The 23,832-nt window shown below is 69.7% G+C and carries 13 protein-coding genes and 2 pseudogenes; 4 read left to right on the plus strand and 11 right to left on the minus strand.

What is annotated here, in order from left to right; genetic code table 11:
• From groL to FGW31_RS13345, 4 genes are all read right to left on the minus strand, one after another.
• Window positions 1-1,627: chaperonin GroEL (gene groL / locus FGW31_RS13330; RefSeq protein ID WP_142193651.1), on the minus strand; the 1,627-nt coding region annotated here is incomplete at its 3' end.
• A 140-nt stretch (window positions 1,628-1,767) separates the two neighbouring features.
• The gene (gene groES / locus FGW31_RS13335) at window positions 1,768-2,076 is read right to left on the minus strand and encodes a co-chaperone GroES (protein ID WP_006130737.1); all 309 of its coding nucleotides are present in this window, start codon (window positions 2,074-2,076) and stop codon (window positions 1,768-1,770) included.
• Window positions 2,077-2,406: 330 nt separating this feature from the next.
• Complete coding sequence (locus FGW31_RS13340) at window positions 2,407-3,192, minus strand: polysaccharide deacetylase family protein (RefSeq protein WP_373303434.1); 786 nt, start codon at window positions 3,190-3,192, stop codon at window positions 2,407-2,409.
• Window positions 3,189-4,109 (minus strand): polysaccharide deacetylase family protein, encoded by a 921-nt coding sequence (locus tag FGW31_RS13345; RefSeq protein WP_142193652.1) that lies wholly within the window; start codon window positions 4,107-4,109, stop codon window positions 3,189-3,191. Before FGW31_RS13345 ends, FGW31_RS13340 begins: the two co-directional genes overlap by 4 nt.
• A gap of 90 nt (window positions 4,110-4,199) precedes the next feature.
• Between FGW31_RS13345 and FGW31_RS13350 the strand changes: the two genes are divergently transcribed.
• Entirely contained in the window at window positions 4,200-5,384 is a 1,185-nt protein-coding gene (locus FGW31_RS13350) for a class I SAM-dependent methyltransferase (RefSeq protein ID WP_161175612.1), read from the plus strand.
• Here FGW31_RS13350 and FGW31_RS13355 read toward each other — a convergent pair whose 3' ends face one another.
• The 4 genes from FGW31_RS13355 to FGW31_RS35000 form a co-directional block, all read right to left on the minus strand.
• Window positions 5,385-6,689: an RNA polymerase sigma factor gene (locus tag FGW31_RS13355; RefSeq protein ID WP_267905343.1), complete on the minus strand. Its 1,305-nt coding sequence runs from the start codon at window positions 6,687-6,689 to the stop codon at window positions 5,385-5,387. It abuts the gene before it with no gap.
• 61 nt (window positions 6,690-6,750) lie between these two features.
• Window positions 6,751-7,107 (minus strand): YciI family protein, encoded by a 357-nt coding sequence (locus FGW31_RS13360; protein WP_142193654.1) that lies wholly within the window; start codon window positions 7,105-7,107, stop codon window positions 6,751-6,753.
• A 308-nt stretch (window positions 7,108-7,415) separates the two neighbouring features.
• Window positions 7,416-8,468 (minus strand): LacI family DNA-binding transcriptional regulator, encoded by a 1,053-nt coding sequence (locus tag FGW31_RS13370; protein ID WP_142193655.1) that lies wholly within the window; start codon window positions 8,466-8,468, stop codon window positions 7,416-7,418.
• A 358-nt stretch (window positions 8,469-8,826) separates the two neighbouring features.
• The gene (locus tag FGW31_RS35000; protein ID WP_182675164.1) at window positions 8,827-8,988 is read right to left on the minus strand and encodes a hypothetical protein; all 162 of its coding nucleotides are present in this window, start codon (window positions 8,986-8,988) and stop codon (window positions 8,827-8,829) included.
• Between the two features lie 982 nt (window positions 8,989-9,970).
• On the opposite strand from FGW31_RS35000, the pseudogene FGW31_RS35615 reads away from it, so the two are divergent.
• The 3 genes and pseudogenes from FGW31_RS35615 to FGW31_RS36215 all read left to right on the plus strand — a co-directional run.
• A pseudogene (locus tag FGW31_RS35615) lies at window positions 9,971-10,161 on the plus strand (site-specific integrase); the annotation flags it as partial.
• 244 nt (window positions 10,162-10,405) lie between these two features.
• Window positions 10,406-11,368 (plus strand): IS481 family transposase, encoded by a 963-nt coding sequence (locus FGW31_RS13380; RefSeq protein WP_142193656.1) that lies wholly within the window; start codon window positions 10,406-10,408, stop codon window positions 11,366-11,368.
• Window positions 11,369-11,378: 10 nt separating this feature from the next.
• Window positions 11,379-12,528 (plus strand): annotated as a pseudogene (locus FGW31_RS36215) (IS30 family transposase).
• A gap of 38 nt (window positions 12,529-12,566) precedes the next feature.
• Here FGW31_RS36215 and FGW31_RS13390 read toward each other — a convergent pair.
• The 3 genes from FGW31_RS13390 to FGW31_RS13400 form a co-directional block, all read right to left on the minus strand.
• Window positions 12,567-13,109 (minus strand): DUF4265 domain-containing protein, encoded by a 543-nt coding sequence (locus tag FGW31_RS13390; RefSeq protein WP_182675368.1) that lies wholly within the window; start codon window positions 13,107-13,109, stop codon window positions 12,567-12,569.
• Complete coding sequence (locus tag FGW31_RS13395; RefSeq protein WP_142193658.1) at window positions 13,081-19,962, minus strand: RHS repeat-associated core domain-containing protein; 6,882 nt, start codon at window positions 19,960-19,962, stop codon at window positions 13,081-13,083. Before FGW31_RS13395 ends, FGW31_RS13390 begins: the two co-directional genes overlap by 29 nt.
• Window positions 19,963-20,080: 118 nt before the next feature.
• Window positions 20,081-23,767: a LamG domain-containing protein gene (locus tag FGW31_RS13400; RefSeq protein WP_142193659.1), complete on the minus strand. Its 3,687-nt coding sequence runs from the start codon at window positions 23,765-23,767 to the stop codon at window positions 20,081-20,083.
• Between the last annotated feature and the right edge of the window lie 65 nt (window positions 23,768-23,832).

Below are 23,832 nucleotides of genomic sequence, written 5' to 3' on the forward strand. Positions count from 1 at the left end.
AGTGGGCGTGGCCGTGGCCGTGGCCCGCGGCGGCGGCCGGCTCTTCCTCTTCCTTCTTCTCGACGACCAGGGTCTCGGTCGTCAGGAGGAGGGAGGCGATGGAGGCGGCGTTCTCCAGGGCGGAGCGGGTGACCTTGACCGGGTCGATGACGCCGGCCTTGATCAGGTCGCCGTACTCGCCGGTGGCGGCGTTGTAGCCGCTGCCCTTCTCCAGCTCGGCGACCTTGGAGACGATGACGTAGCCCTCGAGGCCGGCGTTCTCGGCGATCCAGCGCAGCGGCTCGACGGCGGCCTTGCGGACCACGGAGACACCGGTGGCCTCGTCGCCGGTCTTGTCGAGGTTGCCCTCGAGGACCTTGACGGCGTGGACCAGCGCGGAGCCACCACCGGAGACGATGCCCTCCTCGACCGCGGCGCGGGTCGCGGAGATGGCGTCCTCCAGACGGTGCTTCTTCTCCTTCAGCTCCACCTCGGTGGCGGCGCCGACCTTGATGACGCACACGCCGCCGGCCAGCTTCGCGAGGCGCTCCTGGAGCTTCTCGCGGTCCCAGTCGGAGTCGGTGGTCTCGATCTCGGCCTTGATCTGGCCGACGCGACCCTCGACGTCCTCCTTCTTGCCGCCGCCGTCGACGATCGTGGTGTCGTCCTTGGTGACGGTGACGCGGCGGGCGGAGCCGAGGACGTCCAGGCCGACCTGGTCGAGCTTGAGGCCGACCTCCTCGGAGACGACCGTGGCGCCGGTGAGGACCGCCATGTCCTGCAGCATCGCCTTGCGGCGGTCGCCGAAGCCGGGGGCCTTCACCGCGACGGCGTTGAAGGTGCCGCGGATCTTGTTGACGACCAGGGTCGACAGGGCCTCGCCCTCGACGTCCTCGGCGATGATCAGCAGCGGCTTGGAGGAGTTGGCCTGGATGACCTTCTCCAGCAGCGGCAGCAGGTCGGCGATCGCGGAGATCTTGCCCTGCGTGATGAGGATGTACGGGTCGTCGAGGACGGCCTCCATGCGCTCCTGGTCCGTCACGAAGTACGGCGACAGGTAGCCCTTGTCGAAGGCCATGCCCTCGGTGAAGTCCAGCTCCAGGCCGAAGGTGTTGGACTCCTCGACGGTGATGACACCGTCCTTGCCGACCTTGTCCATCGCCTCGGCGATGAGCTCGCCGACCTGCTGGTCCTGGGCGGACAGCGCGGCGACGGCGGCGATGTCGGACTTCTCGTCGATCGGGCGGGCCGAGGCGAGCAGGTCCTCGGAGACCGCGGCGACGGCGGCGTCGATGCCCTTCTTCAGGGCGGCCGGGGAGGCGCCGGCGGCGACGTTCTTCAGGCCCTCGCGCACCAGGGCCTGCGCCAGGACGGTGGCGGTGGTGGTGCCGTCACCAGCGATGTCGTTGGTCTTGGTCGCCACCTCCTTCACCAGCTGCGCGCCGAGGTTCTCGTACGGGTCCTCGATCTCGACCTCGCGGGCGATCGTGACACCGTCGTTGGTGATGGTGGGGGCGCCGAACTTCTTGTCGATGACGACGTTGCGGCCCTTGGGGCCGATCGTCACCTTGACCGTGTCGGCAAGCTTGTTGACGCCGCGCTCGAGGGCGCGACGGGCGTCCTCGTCGAACTTCAGGATCTTCGCCATGGCAGCGGGAGCCCTCTCGGAAATCTGGGTGAAATCACTGCGCCCCGGGCGCCCGGCTTCTTGATCGGATGCTGGGGCCAGGGGCGCAGTTCGAGCAAAAGTGCTTCGAGGTGTGGGTTTCGGGGGTGTCCCCGTAGCCCTTACTTCTCGACGATCGCGAGGACGTCGCGGGCCGAGAGGACGAGGTACTCCTCGCCGTTGTACTTCACCTCGGTGCCGCCGTACTTGCTGTACAGAACGACGTCGCCGACCTTCACGTCGAGTTCGACGCGCTTGCCGTCCTCGAAGCGGCCCGGACCGATGGCCAGGACGACGCCCTCCTGGGGCTTCTCCTTGGCGGTGTCCGGAATGACCAGGCCCGAAGCCGTGGTCTGCTCGGCGTCGAGCGGCTGGACCACGATGCGGTCCTCGAGCGGCTTGATGGCAACCTTGGAGCTGGCGGTCGTCACGATCCGACCTCCCCCTTCGGAGATCTCACGGGGTTAACTGTCTGAGGTGGCGACCAGGTGGATCCGTCGTCGCGGGTGCCGGACCTGCCCGTCGCGTGTTTGGCACTCTCCAGGGGGGAGTGCCAGACCTGAGACTATGACCGCGATTAGCACTCGGTCAAGCGGAGTGCCAATTGCCCGCCGCGCGTCGCGTGCTGGGGGCGGGTCGTTCGTACGGTTCCGGTGCAGTCGGCGGTGGCGCAGCGAGACGCATCCCCGGCGCTGCCGCACCAGGCCGAACGCCCGGACGGGCCGGCGGTGAGCCGCTCGCCGGTGACCGCCGGCCGGGGCTCACCGGTGTCCGACGTAGTCCTCCAGCCTCCCCACCCTCAGCCCCCGCTCCGCCATCTCGTCCAGCAGCCCCGCGGTCCGTTCGGCCAGGGACATCGTCGGCGCCTCGCCCGACGGGACGGAGACGATGTCGCCGGGGGTCAGGTGGTGGGGGCCGCGGGCGTAGGTGAGGTGGCCGTCCGCCTCCAGGGTCACGCGCCAGAGCACCACCGCCGCGATGCCGCAGTCGGCGGCGGCGCGCAGGGTCGTGGTGTCGTACGCGCCGTAGGGCGGGCGGAAGAGGCGGGGGCGGACGCCGAAGCGGGAGGTGAGCTTGCGCTGCTGGCCGCAGATCTCGGCGCGCTGGCCGGCGTAGGGCAGGCCGCGCAGGGCGGGGTGGTCGAGGGTGTGGTTCTGCAGGCTCGCGCCGACCGAGCGCAGGCGGGCGAAGTGCGCGTAGCCGGGGCCGACCACGCTGTCGGTGAGGAACATGCTGACGGGCAGGCGGCGTTCGCGGACCAGGTCGATGAAGCGGGGGTCGCGTTCGGCGCCGTCGTCGTAGGTGAGGAAGACGACCCGGTCGTCGGTGGGGACGTGGTCGACGACGGGCGGCGTGCCGCGGCCCGCCCGCGGCCGGTCCGCGGGTGACGGGCCCGCGCCGTCCACGGCGTCCTTCTCCCCGGCGGGCACGGCGGGCCGTGCGGCGGTCCCGGTCCCCGGTGCCGCCGGGCCGCAGCCGGCGAGCGCGGCCAGCAGGGCGGCGGCGGTGAGGAGCGCGGCCCGGGGTGCCGGCCGGCGGCGCCTCACAGGTAGTCCTCCAGCCGCGCCACCGCGTACCCCTCCGCCGTGACCTTGTCCAGGAAGCGGCGGATCATGTCCGGCATGCTGCCGTTCCAGTCCTCGCGGCCGCGGAAGTGGGTGAGGACGATGTCGCCGGGGTGCAGCGAACGGTCCCATTCGCGGTAGTCCCAGTGGTCGGCGAAGACCTCCGCGTTCCACAGCGGTACGTACGCGATGCCGCAGGATTTCGCCGCCCGCAGAGTGTCCTTGTTGTAGTTGCCGTAGGGCGGGCGGAACAGGGCGGGGCGCTCGCCGTAGCGCTTCTCCATGACCTTCTGCATGCCGCAGATCTCGCGCTTCTGGCGGGCGTACGACAGGCCCGGCAGGTACGGGTGGCGGAGGGTGTGGTTGTGCAGGCCGGCGCCGCTGTCCCGCATCTTCTCGAAGTACGCGTAGTCCTCCTCGACGAGGTAGTCGCTGAGGAAGGCGCTGTACGGGACGCGCAGTTCGTTCATCATCCGCAGGAACGCCGGGTCCTTCTCGGCGCCGTCGTCGATGGTGAGGAAGACGACCTTCCGCTCGGTCGGGACGGTGGTGAACACCGGCGGCAGGCCCAGCCGCCGGTGGCCGTCGACCTCGAAGCCGTCACGGGTGGTGATCCTCGGCTTCTTCGCGGGTGGCGGTGGAGCGGTCAGCGGGAGCCGTTTCAGTCCCCAGTGCCGTGCGGCGGCGACCCGGGCGGTGTGCGCCGCGCGCAGTTTGGTGGCGTAGGCGTCCAGCGCGCGGGCCGGGGGCGCCTTGAGGGGCTGCCTGCGGCCGGCGGACGCGGCCTCGGGGTCGGCCGGTCCGCAGCTCGGGGCGAGGGTGGCGAGGACGAGTGCGGCGAGGCCGATCCGTACACGACGCAGCGGCCACTTTTTATCATTTTGTCCTACTGTTCCCATGAGGCCGGATCCTCGCAGTCCACCGCCGGTAACCCGGCCCGACACCGCGGCCGGAGGCGCACGGTCCGCCGACTGGCCCACAATGTCCCGGTGAACGACCTCGCCCCGCTCCTCACTCCCGAAGGCCGCGCCCTCCTCGACGAGGTGCGCGACACCGACCCGGCGCACGAACTCGCCGTCGCGACCCGGCTGCGCCGCGAGCACCCCGCCGACCTGGTGTCGGCGGCGCTGGGCCAGGCGCGGCTGCGGCAGCGGGCGGCGGCGAAGTTCGGCGCGCAGGACGCCGGGCGGATGTTCTTCACCCCGAACGGCGTGGAGCAGTCGACCCGGGCCAGCGTGGCGGCGTACCGGGCGCGGCGGTTCCGGGAGCTGGGCGTGACGTCCGTGGCCGACCTGTGCTGCGGCATCGGCGGGGACGCGATCGCGCTGGCCCGCGCCGGCATCCGGGTGCTGGCGGTGGACCGGGACCCGCTGACCGCGGCGGCGGCGCGGGCGAACGCCGAGGCGCTGGGGCTCGCCGACCTCATCGAGGTGCGCCGGACGGACGTGACGGAGGTGGACACCAGCGGCTGGGACGCCGTCTTCGTCGACCCGGCCCGGCGCGGCGGCCGGGGCCGGATCTTCGACCCCGAGGCGTACTCGCCCCCGCTGTCCTGGGCGGTCGGCGCCGCCCGCACCGCGCCCCGCGCGGCCGCCCTGAAGGTGGCGCCGGGCATCCCGCACGAGGCCGTGCCGGACGACGCGGAGGCCGAGTGGATCTCGGACGGCGGGGACGTGAAGGAGGCGGTGCTGTGGTTCGGCGCCGGGCGGGACGCCGCCCCGGGCGCCGTCCGCGCGACCCTCCTCCCCGGGCCGCGCACGCTCCACTCCCGCGGCCTGCCCGACCCGGCGGTCCGCCCGCCCGGCCGGTACCTGTACGAGCCGGACGGCGCCGTCATCCGGGCCCATCTGGTCGCCGAGGTCGCCGAACAGCTCGACGGCGGGCTCATCGACGCGACCATCGCCTACGTGACCGCGGACGAGCACCGTCCGACGCCGTACGCCACCGCCTACGAGATCACCGACCGGCTGCCCTTCAACGCCAAGAAGCTGAAGGCGCTGCTGCGCGAGCGGCAGGTCGGCACGCTGACCGTCAAGAAGCGCGGCTCGGCGGTGGAACCGGAGGAACTGCGGCGCAAGGTCCTGCCCAAACCGCACGGTTCGGCGTCCGTCACCGTGTTCCTGACCCGGGTCGACGGCGCACCGGCCATGCTGCTGGGGCACCCGGTGCGGTGATCAGGGGCCGGTGTCCGCGGCACGCCGCCGCAGCATCTCCCGTTCGCGTTCGTTGCGGGTGAGCGCGGCCGCCCGCTCGAACTCCGACCGCGCCTCCGCGGTACGGCCGAGCCGCGCCAGCAGATCACCGCGGACGCTCGGCAGCAGGTGGTACTCCCGCAGCGCCGGTACGCCGGTGAGGGCGTCGACGATCGGGAGCGCGGCGGCGGGACCCTCGGCCATGGAGACGGCGACCGCGCGGTTGAGTTCCACGACCGGGGAGGGCGCGCGGGCGGCGAGCAGGGCGTACAGGGTGGCGATGCGCGGCCAGTCGGTCTCCTCGTAGCGGTGGGCGCGCGCGTGGCAGGCGGCGATGGCGGCCTGGAGGACGTACGGTCCCGGGGCGCCGACGGCGTCGGCACGGGTCAGGGCGGCGGCGCCGCGGGCCATGAGCATGCGGTTCCAGCGGGCCCGGTTCTGGTCCTTCAGCAGGACCGGCTCGCCGTCCGGACCGGTGCGGGCCGCGGCGCGGGACGCCTGGAACTCCAGCAGCGCCGTCAGTCCGTGCACCTCGGGCTCCTTCGGCATCAGAGCGGACAGCACGCGGGCGAGCCGCAGCGCGTCCTCGCACAGGGCGGGACGCAGCAAGTCGTCGCCGGCGGTGGCGGCGTACCCCTCGTTGAAGATCAGGTAGATGACGTCGAGGACCGAGCCGAGGCGGGCCTCGCGGTCGGGGCCGTAGGGCACTTCGAAGGCGACGTTCCTCGTCGCCAGGGTGCGCTTGGCGCGCACGATGCGCTGGGCGACGGTGGCCTCGGGGACGAGGAAGGCGCGGGCGATCTCGACCGTCGTGAGGCCGCCGAGCAGCCGCAGGGTGAGGGCGGTGCGGGCCTCGGCGGACAGCACCGGGTGGCAGGCGGTGAACACCAGCCGGAGCAGGTCGTCGTCGATGTCGTCCGGGTCGGCGGGCTCCTGCGGGAGGACGGCCGCCGTGGACTGGTCCCGGCCGATCTCGGCGAGCTTGCGGGCGTAGTTCTCGCGTCGGCGCACCAGGTCGACGGCACGGTGGCGGGCGGTGGCCATGAGCCAGGCGCCCGGATTGTCGGGCACACCGTCCCTCGGCCACTGCTCCAGCGCGGCGACCAGCGCGTCCTGCGCGAGGTCCTCGGCGATGCCGACGTCCCGGACGATCCGGGTCACGCCGGCGATCACCCGCGGGGACTCCATGCGGAAGACGGTCTCGGCCGTCGCGGCGGCGGACTCGGGCGCCGCGCCGTGCGGGCCGGCGGGGCGGCCGTGCGGGCCGGCGGTGGGCTGCGGTGTCACAGCTCACCATCAGACACCCGTACGGCGGCACCGCCAAGCAGGGTCCTCCGGCGCGGCCCGGTCAGCCCTCCTCGATCTCCCGCACCTCGCAGGTCACCGTCCAGTGCGCCTCGTGCACCTTCAGGAACCGCTTGGTCCACTCGACGGCCTCGGCCATGTCCTTGGCCTGCACGATCGCGTATCCGCCGACGACCTCCTTGGACTCGGTGAACGGCCCGTCGGTCACGGACAGTTCACCGCCCTCGTAGCGCACCCGGACGCCCTGGGCGGTCGGCTTCAGACCGGCGGTGTCCAGCATGACCCCGGCCTTGGTCATCTCCTCGATCAGCTCGCCCATCCGCTGCATCAGCTCCGGGCTCGGGCCTTCGGCGGGCGCGTTGTTCTCGTCGATCCGGATCATGGAGAGATAGCGCGGCACGGTGACTCCTCGGGTGGTACGGGCCGGGTCCTTCCCGGCCTCTCACCCCTGCGTCGATCGGGAGACACCGGAATCGACATCCGCGCCCGACTTTTTTCGCCGTTCTTCCGTCCGGCCCCGCGCCTCACTTCAGCGAGGCCCACGGCTCCGCCGCGTCCGGCTCCTTCGCCACCACGCGGTGGGGGTCGCCGGGCGCGGGCAGCACCGGCATGGTCAGCGTCGTCACGGCCGGCCGATTTCTTGTCACATTCTCCGACTTCCGCCCGGTAGGCCCTGGGGACATCCACCGGCCGAAACTTTCGGCCGGTTCACGCCCCCGGCGGCGGTGCCGTGCTGCTGCGCACCACCAGGCTCGTGGCCAGCTCCACCCGGGTCGCCGCCGGCGAGTCCTCGTTCTTGCCGAGGTCGAGGACCAGCTTGGCCGCCGCCTCGGCCATCTCCGTCAACGGCTGCCGTACGGTCGTCAGCGGCGGACCCACCCAGCGGGCCACCGGCAGGTCGTCGAACCCGACGACGCTCAGGTCCTCCGGGATCCGCAGCCCCAGCTCCCGCGCGGCCTCGTACAGGCCGAGCGCCTGGAGGTCGTTGCCCGCGAAGACCGCGGTGGGCCGGTCCTCACGGCCCAGCAGGGCGAGCCCCTGCCGGTAGCCGGCCTCGTGGTGGAAGTCGCCGGTCATGATCAGTCCCGGGTCCACCGGCAGCCCGGCGGTCTCCAGGGCGGCCCGGTAGCCGTCGACGCGGGCACGGCTGCACATCATCTGCGTGGGCCCGCTGATCGCGCCGATCCGGGTGTGGCCGAGCTCGACCAGGTGACGCGTGGCGGCGAGCCCGCCCTGCCAGTTGGTCGCGCCGATGGACGGCACGTCGGTACCGGGGTCGCCGGCCGGGTCCATCACCACGAACGGGATGGAACGGCTGGTCAGCAGCGCACGCCCGGACTCGTCGAGGCCGGACAGCACGAGGATCACACCGTGCGGACGGCGCGCGGCGACCTGGTCGGCCCAGGTCCGGCCCGGCGTCAGCCGCCCCGCGCTCTCGGAGAGCACGACGCTCAGTCCCGCGTCCCGGGCGACGTTCTCCACGCCCCGGATGACCTCCATCGCCCAGGCGCTCTCCAGTTCGTGGAAGACCAGGTCGATCAGCGGCGAGCGGGTGGCCTCGGCACGGCGGCGCCGGTAACCGTGGGCGCGCAGCAACTGCTCGACCCGGCTGCGGGTGGCGGGAGCGACGTCGGCACGACCGTTGAGGACCTTCGAAACAGTCGGTGCGGAGACGCCGGCCTCACGGGCGATCTCGGCGAGGGTCGCGGTCTGCGCGCTCCGCCCTTGCGTCCGGGTTTCAGCGGGCTGCGGGGAAGTCATGGCGGCGATCGTAACCCTGTCAGCCTCGGCGAAGTAGCCCTGCGGAGTTCTGCCAGTGTCGAAACATTCGATATATAATGCGAAACGTTCCCCCGAGTGACTGGCACAGAGCCGTCCGCCCACCCGACCCCTCCGCCACTCAACGAGACCAGCGACCAGCTGGCCCGCCAGTCACGCATCAAGTCGAACGAACGTCCATCGCTTCCCCTGCCTCCTCCGTCGCCGGCGCCCCTCACTGCGCACCATCACAGTCCCGCAAATGCGTTCTGCGACGATCATTTGCAACGCAACACACCGGGCGGGGATTACTTCATGTAACGCTATCGACTCACCGCTTACCTGTCCAATTCACGGCCTGTCACCCTGCAAAAACAGGATGGAGCCAGACTGAAACCAGATCGCCGGTTTCGATGCCGAAGACAATGCCACCCGCCATTTGCACGAACTTGGCGTCGCCAGCACCCTCTTCCCGGGATTCGATATCGACCTCGAGCTGCAGCGTGCCGATCAGCACGCTCATACCCCCTCCGAGCCGAGCCTCTCACTCAGCGACTCCGCGCTCCGCGCAGTAAAAGAGAACCCGTACTCGGACTCGTCGTAGGTGAGTAGGCTCTCAAGGGGAGAACCGTCTTGGACAGAAACTTCACTTCGATGGCTAACCTTGTGCACTCTTGAAGAGGAAGTGGAAAATCCTGTTCGAGTTTGCGTCGATGTTGAGTTCCCAGATCCCGTTACTTCGTTTCATTGCTCCCGGCGCCCTCCACTCGACAACTCCAGCAGCGCCGCGGGAATCAATCCTGGGAGTAGACCCGCCATAATTTCCCGTAAGAGCTGCCCATTGTTGCCATTCATGTAGGGGCGCGCAGCCTTGCCAAAGTTGAGAGCCTCGACGTCTCGGGTACCTGCGATGTCCCAGGTGTGATTTTTCGACGGTCTTGGTCATCGAAATATTTTCGACATCGATCTTCGACGCCAAGTCCGAGACATCACAGTTGTTGTTGTGAACGAATACCGGCGCAGCCCCCGCCAGCGCATAGTACGTGTGCGCGCTGGGCGGGCGTCACCTGCATTTTCGCTGGTCAGCGGATTCCGGCCGGTCCGTACGTGTGCGTGGAAGTGTCGTGCTGTGCGCCTCGGTTGCCGTCGGCGTTGCCGCCAGACGGCTACCTCACGTAAGGGCGGTGGAGTGGGCTTCGGCCGGTGTCCTGGCCAGGTTGGGGTCGGGCATGGCCTTGCCCGACGCGGGCCCCGGCCCGGAGAGGTGGGTAAAGCCCACGAAGCCGACCGGCCCCACCTCCGGGCCTCCGCCCCGGCCAACTCCCCGCCGTCGCCTCGCCCTCGGCCTGGCATTCGCCGTACTGGCGCGTCCGGCTTCCTCCGCGCTCCTAGTCGTCCGCTGTGCTGTTTCTGCGCGGCCTGGTCGCTGGCCGGCCCGCGGTGGCGGAGCCGAGAGCGGGCCGGGTGGGCGGCCGTGCCGCGCGCGACCCGCGTCAGCGGGTCGCCTTGAACAGGGCGTCGACCTCATCGTCATCGAGGAGCTGTTGGGCCACGCCCACATCGGCGTCACCGCCGCCGGCTACGCCCACGTGAGACTCCGACTCCAACGCCAAGCCATCGACACGCCCTGGGCAACGCACTCGATGCGACCGATGACGGCACTGGCGACCCACCCGCCGTAACCGCCGTCCGCTGACGTTGCCGTCACCGTTGCCGTCAAACACGCCAGAAGCCCCGCCGGAATGAACTTGGGTTCTAATGATCGTCGCAACACCTGACGTCCGGGTGGGCGATGAAGAGCAAGAGCAGTACTGCCGGGGGACGCCCTAACTGTGCTGTCCCGGGACGTTGGTGACACGCGTGCTGGGTGCTTGAACAGGTGAGGGCCTTCTGGGTTCGGTGTGGATTGCGACATCTACGCCCGACCGCAGGAGGCCCTCGTGTCCCACCGTAACGCCCCGCTGACTCCGACCGGACGGCTTCGCCTGGCCCGGTGTGTCGTGGACGAAGGCTGGCCGCTGCGGCGGGCCGCGGACCGCTTCCAGGTCAGCCACACCACCGCCGCTCGCTGGGCGGGCCGCTACCGGCGACTGGGCCCGGCCGGGATGCTCGACCGCCCCAGCCGCCCCCCCCACAGCCCGCGCCAGACGCCCGCCCCGGTCGAACAGCAGGTGGTGCGGCTGCGACGCGAACGCCGGATCGGTCCGGTGCGGCTGGCCGCCCGTTGCGGCATCGCCGCTTCCACCGCCCACCGCGTCCTCGTCCGGCACGGCCTGCCCGCGCTCGCCGCCTGCGACCGGGCCACCGGCGAACCCGTCCGCCGCTACGAGCGTGCCCGGCCCGGCGAACTGGTCCACATCGACGTCAAGAAGCTCGGCCGCATCCCCGACGGCGGCGGCCACCAGGTCCTCGGCCGGGCAGCCGGCCGGGCCAACCAGGACCGCCGCAACGGCACCGGATACGCCTACCTGCACACCGCCCTGGACGACCACACCCGCCTCGCCTACACCGAGGACCTGCCCGATGAGAAGGCCGCCACCTGCGCAGCCTTCCTGCGACGGGCAACTGCCTGGTTCGCCCAGCAAGGCGTCACCGTCGAGCGCGTGCTGACCGACAACGCCTGGGCCTGCACCAAGAACACCTGGCGCCAGCCCTGCCACGAGCTGGGCATCAGCCCCCGCTGGACGAGGCCCTGGCGGCCGCAGACCAACGGCAAAGGCGAACGCTTCCACCGCACCCTGCTCGAGGAGAGGGCCTACCAGCGGCCCTACACCTCAGACCGCGAACGCCAGGCCACGTTTCCCGACTGGCTGGACTGGTACAACTACCACCGACCCCACACCGGCATCGACGGCCAGACACCCGCCAGCCGCGTCACCAACCTGTCCGGACAGCACACCTAACGGCAAGAGGGTGTCCCCCGAGGTGAAACAGCGGTTTCTCGAACTGATACACGAAGGTGTGAGCATCAGAGAAGCCAGCCGCGTCGTCGGGATCAACCGCAGGACCGGCCAAGAGTGGCTGAACGGCCGTGCCGAGCGGGTAACGGCCAAAGCCGGCAGGAGCAAGTCGATCCGCGCCGCGGTCCAACCGCTCGTTGGTGCTCCACGCACGTTCCCTCTCAACCCGCGCAAGGGCGGGCTGAGGGCCCCCGCGCTCGCCATTTCGACCCGGTACCTGTCCGAAGAGGAGCGCATCCGCATCGCTGACCTGCGACGGGCGAAGAAGTCCATCCGGTCGATCGCGGCCGCGCTGGGCCGAAGCCCGTCGACCATCAGCCGTGAGATCCGACGCAACTGCAACCCCAACGTCGGGCCCGCCCATCCCTCGTACTACCGACCGTTCGCCGCTCAGTAACGAGCAGAGTCACGGCGGCCGCGCCCCAAGACGAGACGAGTAGAAACATGCCCTGAGCTGCAAGCTTTCGTTCAGGCGCGCCTCGACGAGAAATGGAGCCCCGAGCAGATCGCGAACATCCTGCGCCTGGAGTTCCCCGACCGACCAGAGATGTACGCGAGCCACGAGACGATCTACCGAGCCTTGTACGCCCAGCCCAGAGGCGACCTATGGCGTGAGATCAGCCGCCGCTTGCGGACCGGCCGGAGCCTGCGGAAGCGGCGTCGGCGCCCTCGTGGAGCGCAGCACCCGCTACACGCTGCTCGTGCACCTGCCACACGGCCATAGCCCCGGAGCCATGCAAACCGCTCTCCTGGAGGCCTTCAGGGGCCTACCGGCTGCCTTGAAGCGGTCTCTGACCTGGGACCAAGGCGCCGAGATGGCGCACCACCATGCCTTCTCGAAGGCATCCGGGATGCCGGTGTACTTCTGTGATCCTCACAGCCCCTGGCAGCGAGGATCGAACGAGAACACCAACGGTCTGCTGCGGCAGTACTTCCCGAAGGGCGCGAATCTGTCGAAGTACTCCAGGGAGGACCTGGACGCCGTAGCGGCTGAGCTGAACGCCAGGCCCCGGAAGGCGCTCGGCTGGGCCGGCCCAGCCGAGCGCTTCTCCGAGCTGCTGAAGAACGACCCCAACACTCCCTGTGTTGCGACGATTTGTTGAATCCGCCTGAAATCCGGCGGGGCTCCTCGTGAACCCGATTAACGATCAGAATCCGGCAATCCGAGCCCGTCGCGATGCGCCCTGGCAAGGGCACCCTCTTCGATGCCGATTTTCCCTTCACCGGCAACACGAAGGAGCGCAACTCTCATGGACGAATAATCAACGTGCGGCGGCACATCGATTGCCCACAAGTAACCCGTCGTATCGATCTCCCAGGAACAATCAAAGCTGCGGAGCATGGCGTCAATCACGTCCCTCGCGTCGTCATCTTTGACGATGACGCGGACCGTCGAATGCCCGGCTTCCGACACGAACTCCTCGAACACGAACTCTCTGCGCTCGTGGTCAACTCTGACTCGCACAATGTCCCCGAGGGCGATTCCCTTCACATAGAAAGGAGTGTTGCGAACCTGGACCTCCATCTGTACGGATGTCTTCCCAGTCCAGAGCCGTTCCGAAGAGGCACGGGCCCAATCGGCTGTCTCGTCCGGGAGGTCGAATGCCACCTTGTACAGCCTCTCAGGCTTACCCGCTGGCACCGACTCGCCGCCGCTAGGGGCCGAGGAAGTCTCTGAGCTCATCGTCCCACTCTTCCATGGTCTTGGTGGACTTGTCCCTGTTGCATCTACGGCAGGCAACGGCACCATTATGCGCGCCACCATGACCGCCATCGGCTCTCGGCTCTATGTGATCGATCTGGGCATCGTCAGGCCTTCCCGGGACAGGGTTCCCATTGGCATCTCGCGATCCCCGCCGCTCCACCTTCTGCCCACAGTAGTCGCATTTGTACTCACCGCCATTCTTCGCGGCGTTGGCGTCGTAAACCTTCTGCCGCTCAGCATCAGTGAAATCCAAGCCGGCTCTATTGCAGTTGTGGACCAGGACCGGCGCAGCCCCCGCCAGCACATAGTACGTATGGATGCCGGCCACGGTGAGGTCGTTGGTGCGCTGGCGCTGTTCGAAGTGGTGGAGGGCGGCGAGGGTGGCGGTTTTGCCGTCCGGGGTGCGGAGGGTCATGCCCGGCTCGAGGTCACCGGCGTCGATCCACTCCCCTTCGGACTCCACCCAGAAGGGGTGGGTCGTGGTGGAGATCAGGGCCGCGGCGCCGTCCTCCGTGGCGATGGTGAGATCGACGAAGTGCTTGTCGTCCTCGGTGACGATGGTGCCGACGACCTCGCGGACCGTGGTTTCGCCCGTCTCCGGGTCGGTGACGACGACTTCGTCACCGAGCGCCACGTCCTTGATCGGCTTGCTCGTGCCGTCGGCGAGAAGGACCTCGGTATCGGGCAGGAAGCTGTGTTTGGCCGGACAGCTCCCGCCCCCGTCCTCCTTGCCCTTGCCTCTGTTCCGCTCCGCCTTCTTCTTGGCAGCAGCCAGGGCGTCGTCAGCCTTGTCGAGGGCCCGTGACTCCTTCCACGTCCGCCTTGCCCCGCCAACCAGGTCGTCGAGGAGTCCCCAGACCCGCTTGGCCAGTGCGGCGCCCTTCTTCCAGTCCCAGGGAGCGCCGTACTTGACCAGGAGCTTGCCCACCACACCGCCGGCGAAGGAGCCTGCGACGTTCAGCGCCGTCTCCCCGCACGAGCCCAGGTCGCCGCTGGAGAAGCAGTCCAGCGCGGCGTCGATGCCGAGCTCGTCCTTGGCTATCTTGGCGAGTTCCTTGGCAGCCTGCTTGGTCTGCTGCTTCGCGGTGTTGTACCGCCGCTCCGCGCTGTACCTCTTCTGCTGGGCCGCCTTCACCGCGTGGTAGGAGTCGCCGTACCTGGCGCGGGAGATCTGGTCGAACGCCCATCTGACGGCCTTGATCAGGCCGTAGAAGCCGACGAACTCGCCCGACGGGTCGGAAAGGGTGACCGGGCTGTTGTTGGCGTAGGCGTAGCCGTTGATCTGCTGGGGCTGGGTGAAGTCGATGACCGGGTCGACCGAGATGAACTTGCCCAGCTCCGGGTCGTACTCGCGTGCTCCGATGCTCGTCAGACCGGTCTGGGCGTCGATCGCGCCTCCGACGAAGCCCTTCTCCCCCGGCCAGTTGCCGGCCGCCTTGCCCCGCTCCAGGCCGTAGGGGTCGAAACGGCGCTGCCCGGCGACCGCGCCGGTGGCGGCATCGATGGCCAGTTCGCCCGTGCCGTGGTGGTCGGCGGCCAGCCAGGACAGCTTGCCGTCGTCGGTGCGGACGGCGACGGTCTGGTCCGCGAAGGAGTAGTAGCGGGTGGCCTCCGCCTTGCTGCCGCCCTCGGGCAGGCGCAGTTCCATGCCCGGCAGGTAGACCGTGGTGGCGGTGGCGTCCTTGCGCATGACGCGGTTGCCGGAGGCGTCGTAGACATAGGTGGCCTCACGGCCGTCCGCCTCGACCGTCCGCGTCAACTGGCCTTCGGCGTCCCAGTTCAGCTTCTGGGTGTCGCCACCCAGTACCCGCTCGGTGGTGTTGCCGGAGGCGTCGTAACCGTAGGTGGACTGCCGGTCACCGGTCGGGGTCTTCTCCACGACCTTCGTGACGGCGTGCGGTCCAGCACCGTTCTCGCCGTAGGTGTAGGTGCGGGTGACGTCCTTGGTGGCGTCCAGACCCGTGTCGTGGACGACCTCCTGAAGACGGTTGCCGAGGGCGTCGACGGTGTACGACTTCCAGTACGGTGCCGGGCCGCCCAGTGCGCTCGCACCCGGTGCCGCGCCGCATGCGGCCGGGGCCGAGCCGCCCGGTCCGCCGCCGACCGTCCCGGAGCCAGTGGCCTGCTCTGCGGAGGCCGCCGGGGTCCAGGCCTCGGCCAGCCGCTGGCCCGTGTCGTAGGCGAAGCACTGCACGTCCGGAGACGTGCCGGCCGTGTCGGAGATGGACCGTACGTTGCCGGCCTGGTCGTAGGAGTAGTGCGCCTCCTTCAGAGGACCGGTGGCGCCCTCGGTTCTGACCGCCGACCGGGTCAGACGGTCGGTGCCCTTCTCGTGGTCGAAGTTCTGCCAGACCTTCTTGCCGCTGCCGTTGGAGAGTTCGATCTGCTGGAGCAGGCTCGTGGTCGAGTAGCGGGTGCCGGTGACGTACGTGGAGAGGGTGCTCTTCATCGAGACCGGACGCTGCAGTGCGTCGTAGTCGATCTCGAACGTCTCCGCGGCGAGGCCGCCCGCGGCGGGCATGCCCATGCCCTGGAGGGTGCCGTCCTGGTTGTAAGTGGCGGTGAAGACGTAGAGGCCGGCGAGGTCCCCGGTCGAGGACGGCACGGAGTAGGCCGTCTTCAGCGGCTGGTAGAACTCGTCCATGGCCTGGGTGACCGTGGCGAAGTACTGGCCGTCGTCGGTGTACCGGTAGGAGGCGTAGGCGTGGCCCAGCCAGCCTGCCTTGTCGTACTTGGTCGCGGTGAGCTTTGTGCCGGTGTCCGGCTCGCCCTCCCAGGTGGTGGTGACGCGCCCCAGCTTGTCGTAGACGGTGGAGAGAGTCTTGCCTCGCTCGTCCGTCGTCCGTACTGGACGGTCGACGACGTCGTAGGCCGTGGTCGTGGTGCCGGCGTCCGGGTCGACGGCCCTGACTTGGCGGCCCCTCTGGTCGTACTCGTAGCGCCAGGTGTTGCCCTTGGCGTCGGTGACCGTCTTCGTCTGACCGGCCGGCGTGTAGGTGTACTTGGTGGCGTCATAGCCGTTGCCGGGGCCGGCGGCGCCGTCCGGGTTCGGTGCCTCGCCCTGGTAGTGGCGCAGCTCGGTCAGCCGCCCGGCCGCGTCGGTGATCGTCGTGACCGGAACCCCGCCCTTGGGCGGGTCGATGTGGGTGCGGTCACCCTCGTGGACGGTGGTGGTGCGCCACCACTCCACGCCCGCCACCGCGAAGATCTCCGCCGTGACACGGCTCAGGCCGTCGTACTCGTACAGCGTCTGCGCGCCTACCTCGCCGTTGGCGACGGTCAGCAGCTCGTCCGACGGTGTGCCTACGGCGTTGTACGTCGCGTTGGTCTTCCTGATGTCACCGGTGCCGTCGTAGAAGGTGTCGGCGACCATGCGGGAGCCGTCCGGCCCCTCGGTCTGCTTCTGGCGTGGGCGCAGCAGACTGTCGTAGAGCTCGTACTCGACGCCGTAGGTGCCGCCGATCTCGATCTTCTCGGTGCTGACCGCGACCGTCTTGTCCTTGCGGACGTTGTAGGAGTACTTGATGCTCGGCGTCTGGGACTTCCGCCGGTCGGGCAGCCAGACCGATACCAGCCGCCCCAGCGCGTCATGCGCCAGGTCGGTGCGCCGGCCGTTGGGGTCGGTCTGTCCCGTCGCCTGACCGCGGGCGGGGTCGTGGTCGGTGACGGTGCCGTGACCGAGCGGGTTGGTGACCTTGGTCCGGGAGATCAGCCCGTTGACGTCGGTGTACTCGGTCCTGGTCGTCGCGCCGGCCGCGTCGGTCTGCAGGGTGGGGCGGCCGAAGGCGTCGTACTCGGTGGTGCCCGTGACCTGATAGGTGCCCTGGGTGCCGTCGTGGGAGGCCAGCCGCTCGGTCCTGGTGGCGTCGCCCCTGGTGGGCGCGTCTCCGAAGGTCCCGCCGTCGTAGGAGGTGCGTTCGTCGGCGATGACCTGTGTCCTGCGGTCGGGGGCGGCGACACAGTCGACGGAGACGGACTCACTGCGGGAGGGCAGCTCGTGGATGTTCTTCGCCGGGTTGTCCGCGTACCACAGGCGGACGCAACGGTCGTCGTCGTCCGTGGCCAGGTCGCCGAGTTCTTCGGTCCTCAGTAACCGGCCGGTGGTGGTGGCGGTGTCGTACGTGGACTCCGACCTGGTTCTCCGCCAGGTGCCGTCGGAGAGCAGCTCGTAGCCGCGGGTGGTCTTGAGCTGGACGACAGTGGCCTTGGTGGTGGCCCAGGACTTGGTCTGGGTGGCGGTGTCGTGCTTCCAGGGTTCGGTGACGACTCTGGAGACGACCTTGCCGCCCACCCCCTTGTCATAGGTGGCGGCCTCCAGTTCAAAGCCGGTGTACTCCTTGTGATCGGTGTACTCGACCCCCGTGGAGTCGGTGACCTTCACCGAACGGGTGCCGCCGTCCGCGTCCTTATCGCCGTGCATGCCCTGCAGATACGTGTAGTCGACGCGGGTCTCGGTGACTTCGCCGTTGCCGGAGGTGACGGTGACCTTGCCGTAGCCCTGCCACTGGCCCCACGTGTGGTACTTCTCGTCGGTGATGCCGTCGGGCTCGGCGTGCCGCCAGGCCGCCGGTCCCTTGTACTCGTAGCGGGTGACAAGGTCCTCGCCGCCGCCGGTGCGGTCGGTCTGGGTGATCTGATCGACGACGTACTTGTGGAACCAGTCGGTGATCGGGTCGATGTGGCCCGGCGGTGCCCACTTCACCGGATAGCAGCGCTTGGTGGACTTGCCCGGCTCGGGCAGCGCGTCGGCGGTGCACTCGGTGGGGGCGTAGGTGATGTCGAGCTGGGCGCCGGTCTCGCTCAGGACCGAGGTCAGGCGGTAGCGGTGGAAGGCGTCGATGTTGTCGCCGTCCTCGTCCACCCGGTTTGCCAGTTGGACGCCCTGGAGGTCGACCGAGGGCAGCGTGATGTGGTTGTCTCCGTCCCGGCCCTCGTGCTGGATCTTCGACAACCACAGCGTCTTGGAGTCGTCGCCGTTGTCGAGGAAACGGTGGGTGAGGGTCCAGGCGTCGACGTCGTCGTAGGTGCTCGCGCCGGTGCGCATCTGCGTGGTGATTCCGGTCAGCCGCTTGGTGGTCCAGAACGAGGGCGCCACCTGCCCGGTCTTGCAGCGGGTGCCGGCCTTGCACTCCAGATCGACGGGGACGTCGGGCCAGTGGCCGGCGTTGGCCGTGGTGCGCTTGTCCTCGCCGCAGTTGAAGGAGTCGGTGGGCAGGCAGCGTTCGGCGACGGTGAATTTCACCCGGGCGGGGGCTTCGGTGGCGTAGACCTGCTCGTGGCGCTGGCCGTAGTCGACGCGCTCGAGGTGGCCGCCCCGGTGGTACGCGGTGCCGTTCACGTCCGTCTTGCCGTTCAGGGCGTAGTGGTTGGCCTCCGCCTCGTAGAAGTACGACATGACGTTGCCGTGGGTGTCCTTGACGTAGTCGAGGTTCCACCGCCAGGCCTGGTCGCAGTGCGCCGCGGTGAACGTGGCGTCGTAGCAGGGCTCGCCGGAGTCGTCGCCGAAGACGGGGACGGTCCAGGCCGATTCGGTCTCCTCCTTGCCGGAGGTCCAGCCGGGCAGCCGGTCGAGGCCGAAGTAGTACTCGGTGCCGTCGGTGGTGGTCACCTTCCAGTGCTCACCGTTGTCGTCGCCGTTGGCGGCACCGGTGAGCTTGTCGATCCTGGCGCCGCTCTCCCCGGTCATGTGCCACTTGCCGGTCTCGTCGTCCTTGATGAGCTGGGCGGAGCTGCCCTCGAGGAGGATGGTGGCGTTGTCGTGTGCCCAGCACTGCTCGGCGGAGTCCTTGTGGCCGTCGTAGGCGCAGGGCTTGTAGGCGCGCTCGATGTATCCGGGCTCGAAGCCGAAGCCGTCACCGATCCAGGAGCCCTGGTTGTTGGTGACCGCGGTACGGCCGTCGGCCGTCTGGGAGGAGTAGCCCAGCCCGATCACCGGCGTCAGGCCTCCCGGAGTCGGCACCGTGCGGAGCGGGTAGTTCCAGGAGAACCCACCGGAGGAGTTGGCCACCGACCAACTGGCCGACGGCGCCAGGGAGGTCGCCGTGTAGTCGCCCTTGGCGGACTCGGCCCCCGAGACGAGGGCGATCAGGGTGGCTGCCTCGCCGTCCTGGGCGGACAGGCCGACCTCCCCCGGCTCGGCGGTGACCTGGGCGGTGACCGTCCGCTCTGCGGTGTCGTTCCGCGTGGCCAGCGGTACGGGCAGCTCGGGGCACTCCTTGCTACCCGGCTCGGCGGTGGCGGCGCATCCGGGCAGCCGCACCATGCGCAGTCGGGCGCCGTAATCGCCGCCGAAGCCCTCGGCGAACGCCGAGTAGTCGACGGACAGTTCAACTGTACCGGGCTCGTCCGCGTCGTCGTCCCGGCTGATCCCCAGCACCGCGGCGCTGTCCAGTTGCAGGGCCCGCTGCCGGTCCAGTGAGGTGACGCGTACCGCCGCGGGAGCGGTCCTGGCCCTCTCCGCCTTCCCGGAACCGCCCTTCGCCTTCTCCGCCGTCTTCTGCGGCTCGACCTGGGTGACCGTCACCGGTAATCCGCCGACCTCGGTCTTCTTGCTCTTCCCCGGCGGGCCGACCGCGACCTCGGCGCTGCCCCCCGTCGGCCAGCTCGCCTCGTCGAGAGTTCTGACCGCTGCCTTCGCGTTGAGGTCCGCCGGCCGTGGGGCGGCCTTGGCGTCACGGCCCTCGGCAGGGTCTGCGGACTTCTGGACGCCCGGTCGGCCTCCTCCAGCGGTGTCGTCGACCGGCACGGCCTCGGCCGTCGTGGCAACCAGGGCCAGACTCAGGCTCAGCGCGACGATGCCGACGGCTCGTTGGGGCGTGCGGTGGCTGAGCAAGCGGCCTCTGAAGGGATTCACCGGGGTTCTCTCCGCAGGTCCGAAGGCGGGTTCAGGTCGGAAGGCTCGGGAGAGGGGCACCGGCGGCCGGGCCGGTGGCCGGTGCCCCTCGGGGCTGCTACAGGTCCGGGACGGCGGTGAGCTGCCTCATCAGCCGGACGCCGGACGCGTCGACCGCGCCGGTGTACGCGCGCACCTCGTCGAGAGCGCCGGCGAAGTACTCGCTGCCGCCGCCCCGGGCGGAGCGGCCGACCTGGAGTCCTCCGGTGGCCGGCCACAGGGTGTCGTCCCGGCCGTACGCGGTGGCGGCCAGCTGTCCCTCGACGTAGAGACGCAGTTCGTTGGCGAAGGCGTCGTAGACGACGGCCAGGTGCTGGCCCGCACCACCGCTGACCGGCAGTTCCTGGTCATCGGTGTAGACGACGACGGGTGCTTCGGCCGCGTCCTGCCGTGCCACCTCCAGCTCCCACTGACCGGTCGACGCCTGGTAGCGCACAGCGACGCGGTCGGTGTTCTTGCCGGGCAGGGAGAAGACAGTCTGCGACTGCTCCGAGTACTCGTTGGTGAGCTGGGCGCGGGCGCTGATCGTGAAGCTGCCGCTGCCGGTCGCCGGAGGCGCGGTCGTGGCCGCCCAGTCGCCGTCGCCGTCCAGCACCAGGTGACCGTCGCCGACCAGGGCGGGGGCATCCTCCAGCGGGTCGGCCGGCCGGTAGACGGACGCGTCGCCGTTCAGGGCCAGTGGCTGTCCGCCCGGCTGGACGTTGGCGGAGCTGGCGTCGGTGACGTCGTCCAGCGGCCAGTAGCCCTTGCGGTCAGGCTTGACCGTGATCAGCTCGGCGACCTGCGCCGTCGGCAGTACCCGGTCGAAGACCCGGATGTCGGCGAGGTCGCCGGCGAAGTGGTCGCGATAGCCCGACTTGGCCGTGGCGCGCCCGATCTGGAGCGTGCCGTGGGCAGTCCACTCCGAGCCGCGCTTGACGGTCTTCTTCAGCTGCTGGTTGACGTAGATGCTCAGCTGCGGACCGCCGGAGGCGTGCGCGTCGTAGACGCCGGTGAGCAGCACCCACTGGTCCTTGAGGACCGTCACGCCCGCCGAGGCCTTCCAGTGGCCGAGCGTGGAGACGTCGCTCACCGGCATCGAAAAGGCCCACGATCCGGCCGCCGCGTCATATCCGAGCGTGAAGCCGGCCTCACCGGTACCGTCCTGGCTGACCACGACCATGTCCCGGTCGAGCGCGGTGGGCCGGACCCAGGCGCTGACGCTGAAGCTGCTCCTCGTGTCCAGCACCGTGGCCCGGGAGTCCAGGTAGGCGTTCTCGCTGCCGTCGAGCCTGGCGGCGGTGTCGGCCCTGCCACCGGGGCCGGCCACGCCGAACTGCACGGCGGAGCCCGCGGCCGCCGGGTAGCGGCCCGACTCGTCATGGCCCTCGGCGGTGCCGGCCTCGTCCGCGAGGTTCCACTGCGCGGTGACCGGACGGCCGTCGGTGACCAGGAACTCGTAATGCGCGGGCACGCTGGAGTTTTCCGCACGGTCGTACGCCTCGACGGTCACCCAGTGGGGCCCGTCGGACATCGGTGTGAAGGGCACCGACACGGGGCCTCCCGGGCTGTCGGCCGCGACCGGCTTCATGGGCTGGCCGTCGAAGCCGTAGCGGTACTCCACGATGTCGCTGTCGGCGATGTCGTCGTCCGTGTTGGGGGCGAAGGTGAAGGTGCCCGCCGTGCCCACGCCGTGGTGCCACACCCCGTCGTCCGGGTACTGCTCGGAGGTCACCGCGGGGGCGCCGGGCCGGTTCGGGTCGTAGACGATCTCGCAGCGCTGCGCGTCGCCGTCATGGCTCCAGCCGCCCCAGTCGTCGCCGTCGTAGGCCCGGGCAGACCAGTAGATCACCGAGTTCGGACTGATGTCCTTGGCGACGTCGGCCTTCATGAGGTGGTCGAAGGAGGTGCCTACGTTGGGCGCCTTGTAGCCGGTGTCGGAGGTGTAGGAGCGGGACGTGCCGTCCTTGGCCGTCCAGTCCACCTTGAACTGCACCTTCACCGTGTCCGTGCGGGACGAGGTGTGGTCCGGGTCGCGCGCCTCGGTGCGCAGCAGGGGCATGCTGTCGGTGTAGGGCCGGTTCGCTCCCCAGACGCACTTGCCGCCGATGCTGGACGACATGTGACCGGTATTGATCTGCTGGGGCGGGTTGTTGTAGCCGATCCTCAGATAGGCGTTGCCGCAGACGCGCTTCCAACCACCGAACGCACCCTCGTCCTTCGCCCGCAGGCCCAGCGTCATCGACGTCCAGCCGTCGGAGGCGGCCGCGCTCACCTCGTCGACCAGTTCGCCGCCCTCGAAGTGCAGGTTGGCCTGGCTGGAGCACTTGGTCGGGGAGATCTTCTTGTCCACCGTCAGCAGGAAGTCGTTCCAGTCGTCCTTGGTGTTCGACCAGTCGCTGCCGGAGTTGACCGAGTAGTTCTTGCCGCCGATCCGGTAGAGATCGACAGGTTCCGCTCGGGCATCGGCCCAGTAAACGTGCTCCACCCGGGCGGAGAAGCCGGCGCTCTTGATCTTCTTGTTCTTGTAGAACGACATGGGCATCGTGAACAGCAGTCGCCGCACGCCGACGCCGTTGCAGGAGACCGGGTTGTAGTCCGTGGGGCACTTGCCCACGCCCGCACTGCCCTCGTACTTCCAGTCCTGCTCGCCCGGGATGCCGGACATCACGCCGGTCCAGGCGCTGCGGGAGGTGGTGCGCTGGATCGGATCGATGACCACCGGATAGACGGTTTCCTCGCCCGTCAGCAGCTCTTGGTCCGGAATGAGGGTGAGCCTGTCCCCGGTCACCTCGACGTCGACCGGCGCGGTGCGGCCGCCGGCGCCCGGTCCCTCGGCAGCCGCATCGGCGGACGCCTCGTCGGCGGCGCGGTCGGCGGCAACGGTGAAGGCGGTACGGTCGGCCCGTTCCGGAACGGCGAACCGTTCATGTTCCGTGCCCGTCGTGCCGGCGCCGCCGGTGTCACCTGCCAGGTCTGCGGAGTCCCACATGACCGGTTTCCCGGCCTCGAAGACAGCGCCGCCGACCTCGGAGTCCACCGCCTGAAGCGAGCCGTTCGCGCTCTCACGGACCTCCAGCCCTTCGGTCCGCAGGGCGAACTCGATGCTCCGCAGCTGCGGGTTGGCGGCCGCTTCGGCTGTCTTGACGACCAGCAGGTGCGCCAGGCCGTCCACCTCGGCACGGGCCACCAGGTCCACTCCTGGCAGCACGTCGGGGTAGGTGGCGGAACCGCCCTCGACCCGCGGTTCGGGCAACCCTGTGCCGGGCCAGCTCAGGGCGTACTCACGGCCCGCCTTGCGCATCCGGGCGAACGGCCCGTCGCCACCGCCGGAGAACACCACCTCGACGGTGGCGGCTTTGGGCGACCATGTGCCGTCCGCGCGCCGCACCAGAGTGGTGTCGACGTCGACCCACTCGCCGCCGCGGACGGCGTGGACCGGCTCGGTGTACTCGTAGGCGGGGAAGGAGCCGTCGGGCAGGGCGAACACCTCCCGTCGCTCCTGCCGCAGCCCGGCCACCTCCACCGGCTCACCGTTCTCCTCGGCGGCGGCCTGGGCGAGGTCCTCGGTCTGCTGGATCCGGGCGTACGCCCCGGTGGGCGTCTTCACGGGGGTGGCGAACGCCGCCCGCGCCGGGGCCCGGACGTCCCCGTCAGAACCGGTAGCCGGTGGCACGGTGGCACCGGTCACCAGCAGCGCGGTGAGCGCGCCGACGACGGTCGCGGTGCGGCGGCGCCCACGACGCCTCGACGGTCTCTCGATCACGTTCCTGTCCTCGGCTCTCTCGGATCCGCCGGTTCCGGCCGGCACCGGCCGCCCACCTCGTCGCT

The sequence above is a fragment of the Streptomyces calvus genome, from assembly GCF_006782915.1.
GTDB lineage: Bacteria > Actinomycetota > Actinomycetes > Streptomycetales > Streptomycetaceae > Streptomyces > Streptomyces calvus.

Bases quoted from the DNA above. Each gene is read 5' to 3' on its own strand.
- FGW31_RS13345 (WP_142193652.1), bottom strand. From the start codon at position 4,109: ATGGGAACAGTAGGACAAAATGATAAAAAGTGGCCGCTGCGTCGTGTA.
- FGW31_RS13370 (WP_142193655.1), bottom strand. From the start codon at position 8,468: ATGACTTCCCCGCAGCCCGCTGAAACCCGGACGCAAGGGCGGAGCGCG.
- FGW31_RS35000 (WP_182675164.1), bottom strand. From the start codon at position 8,988: ATGAGCGTGCTGATCGGCACGCTGCAGCTCGAGGTCGATATCGAATCC.
- FGW31_RS13390 (WP_182675368.1), bottom strand. From the start codon at position 13,109: ATGAGCTCAGAGACTTCCTCGGCCCCTAGCGGCGGCGAGTCGGTGCCA.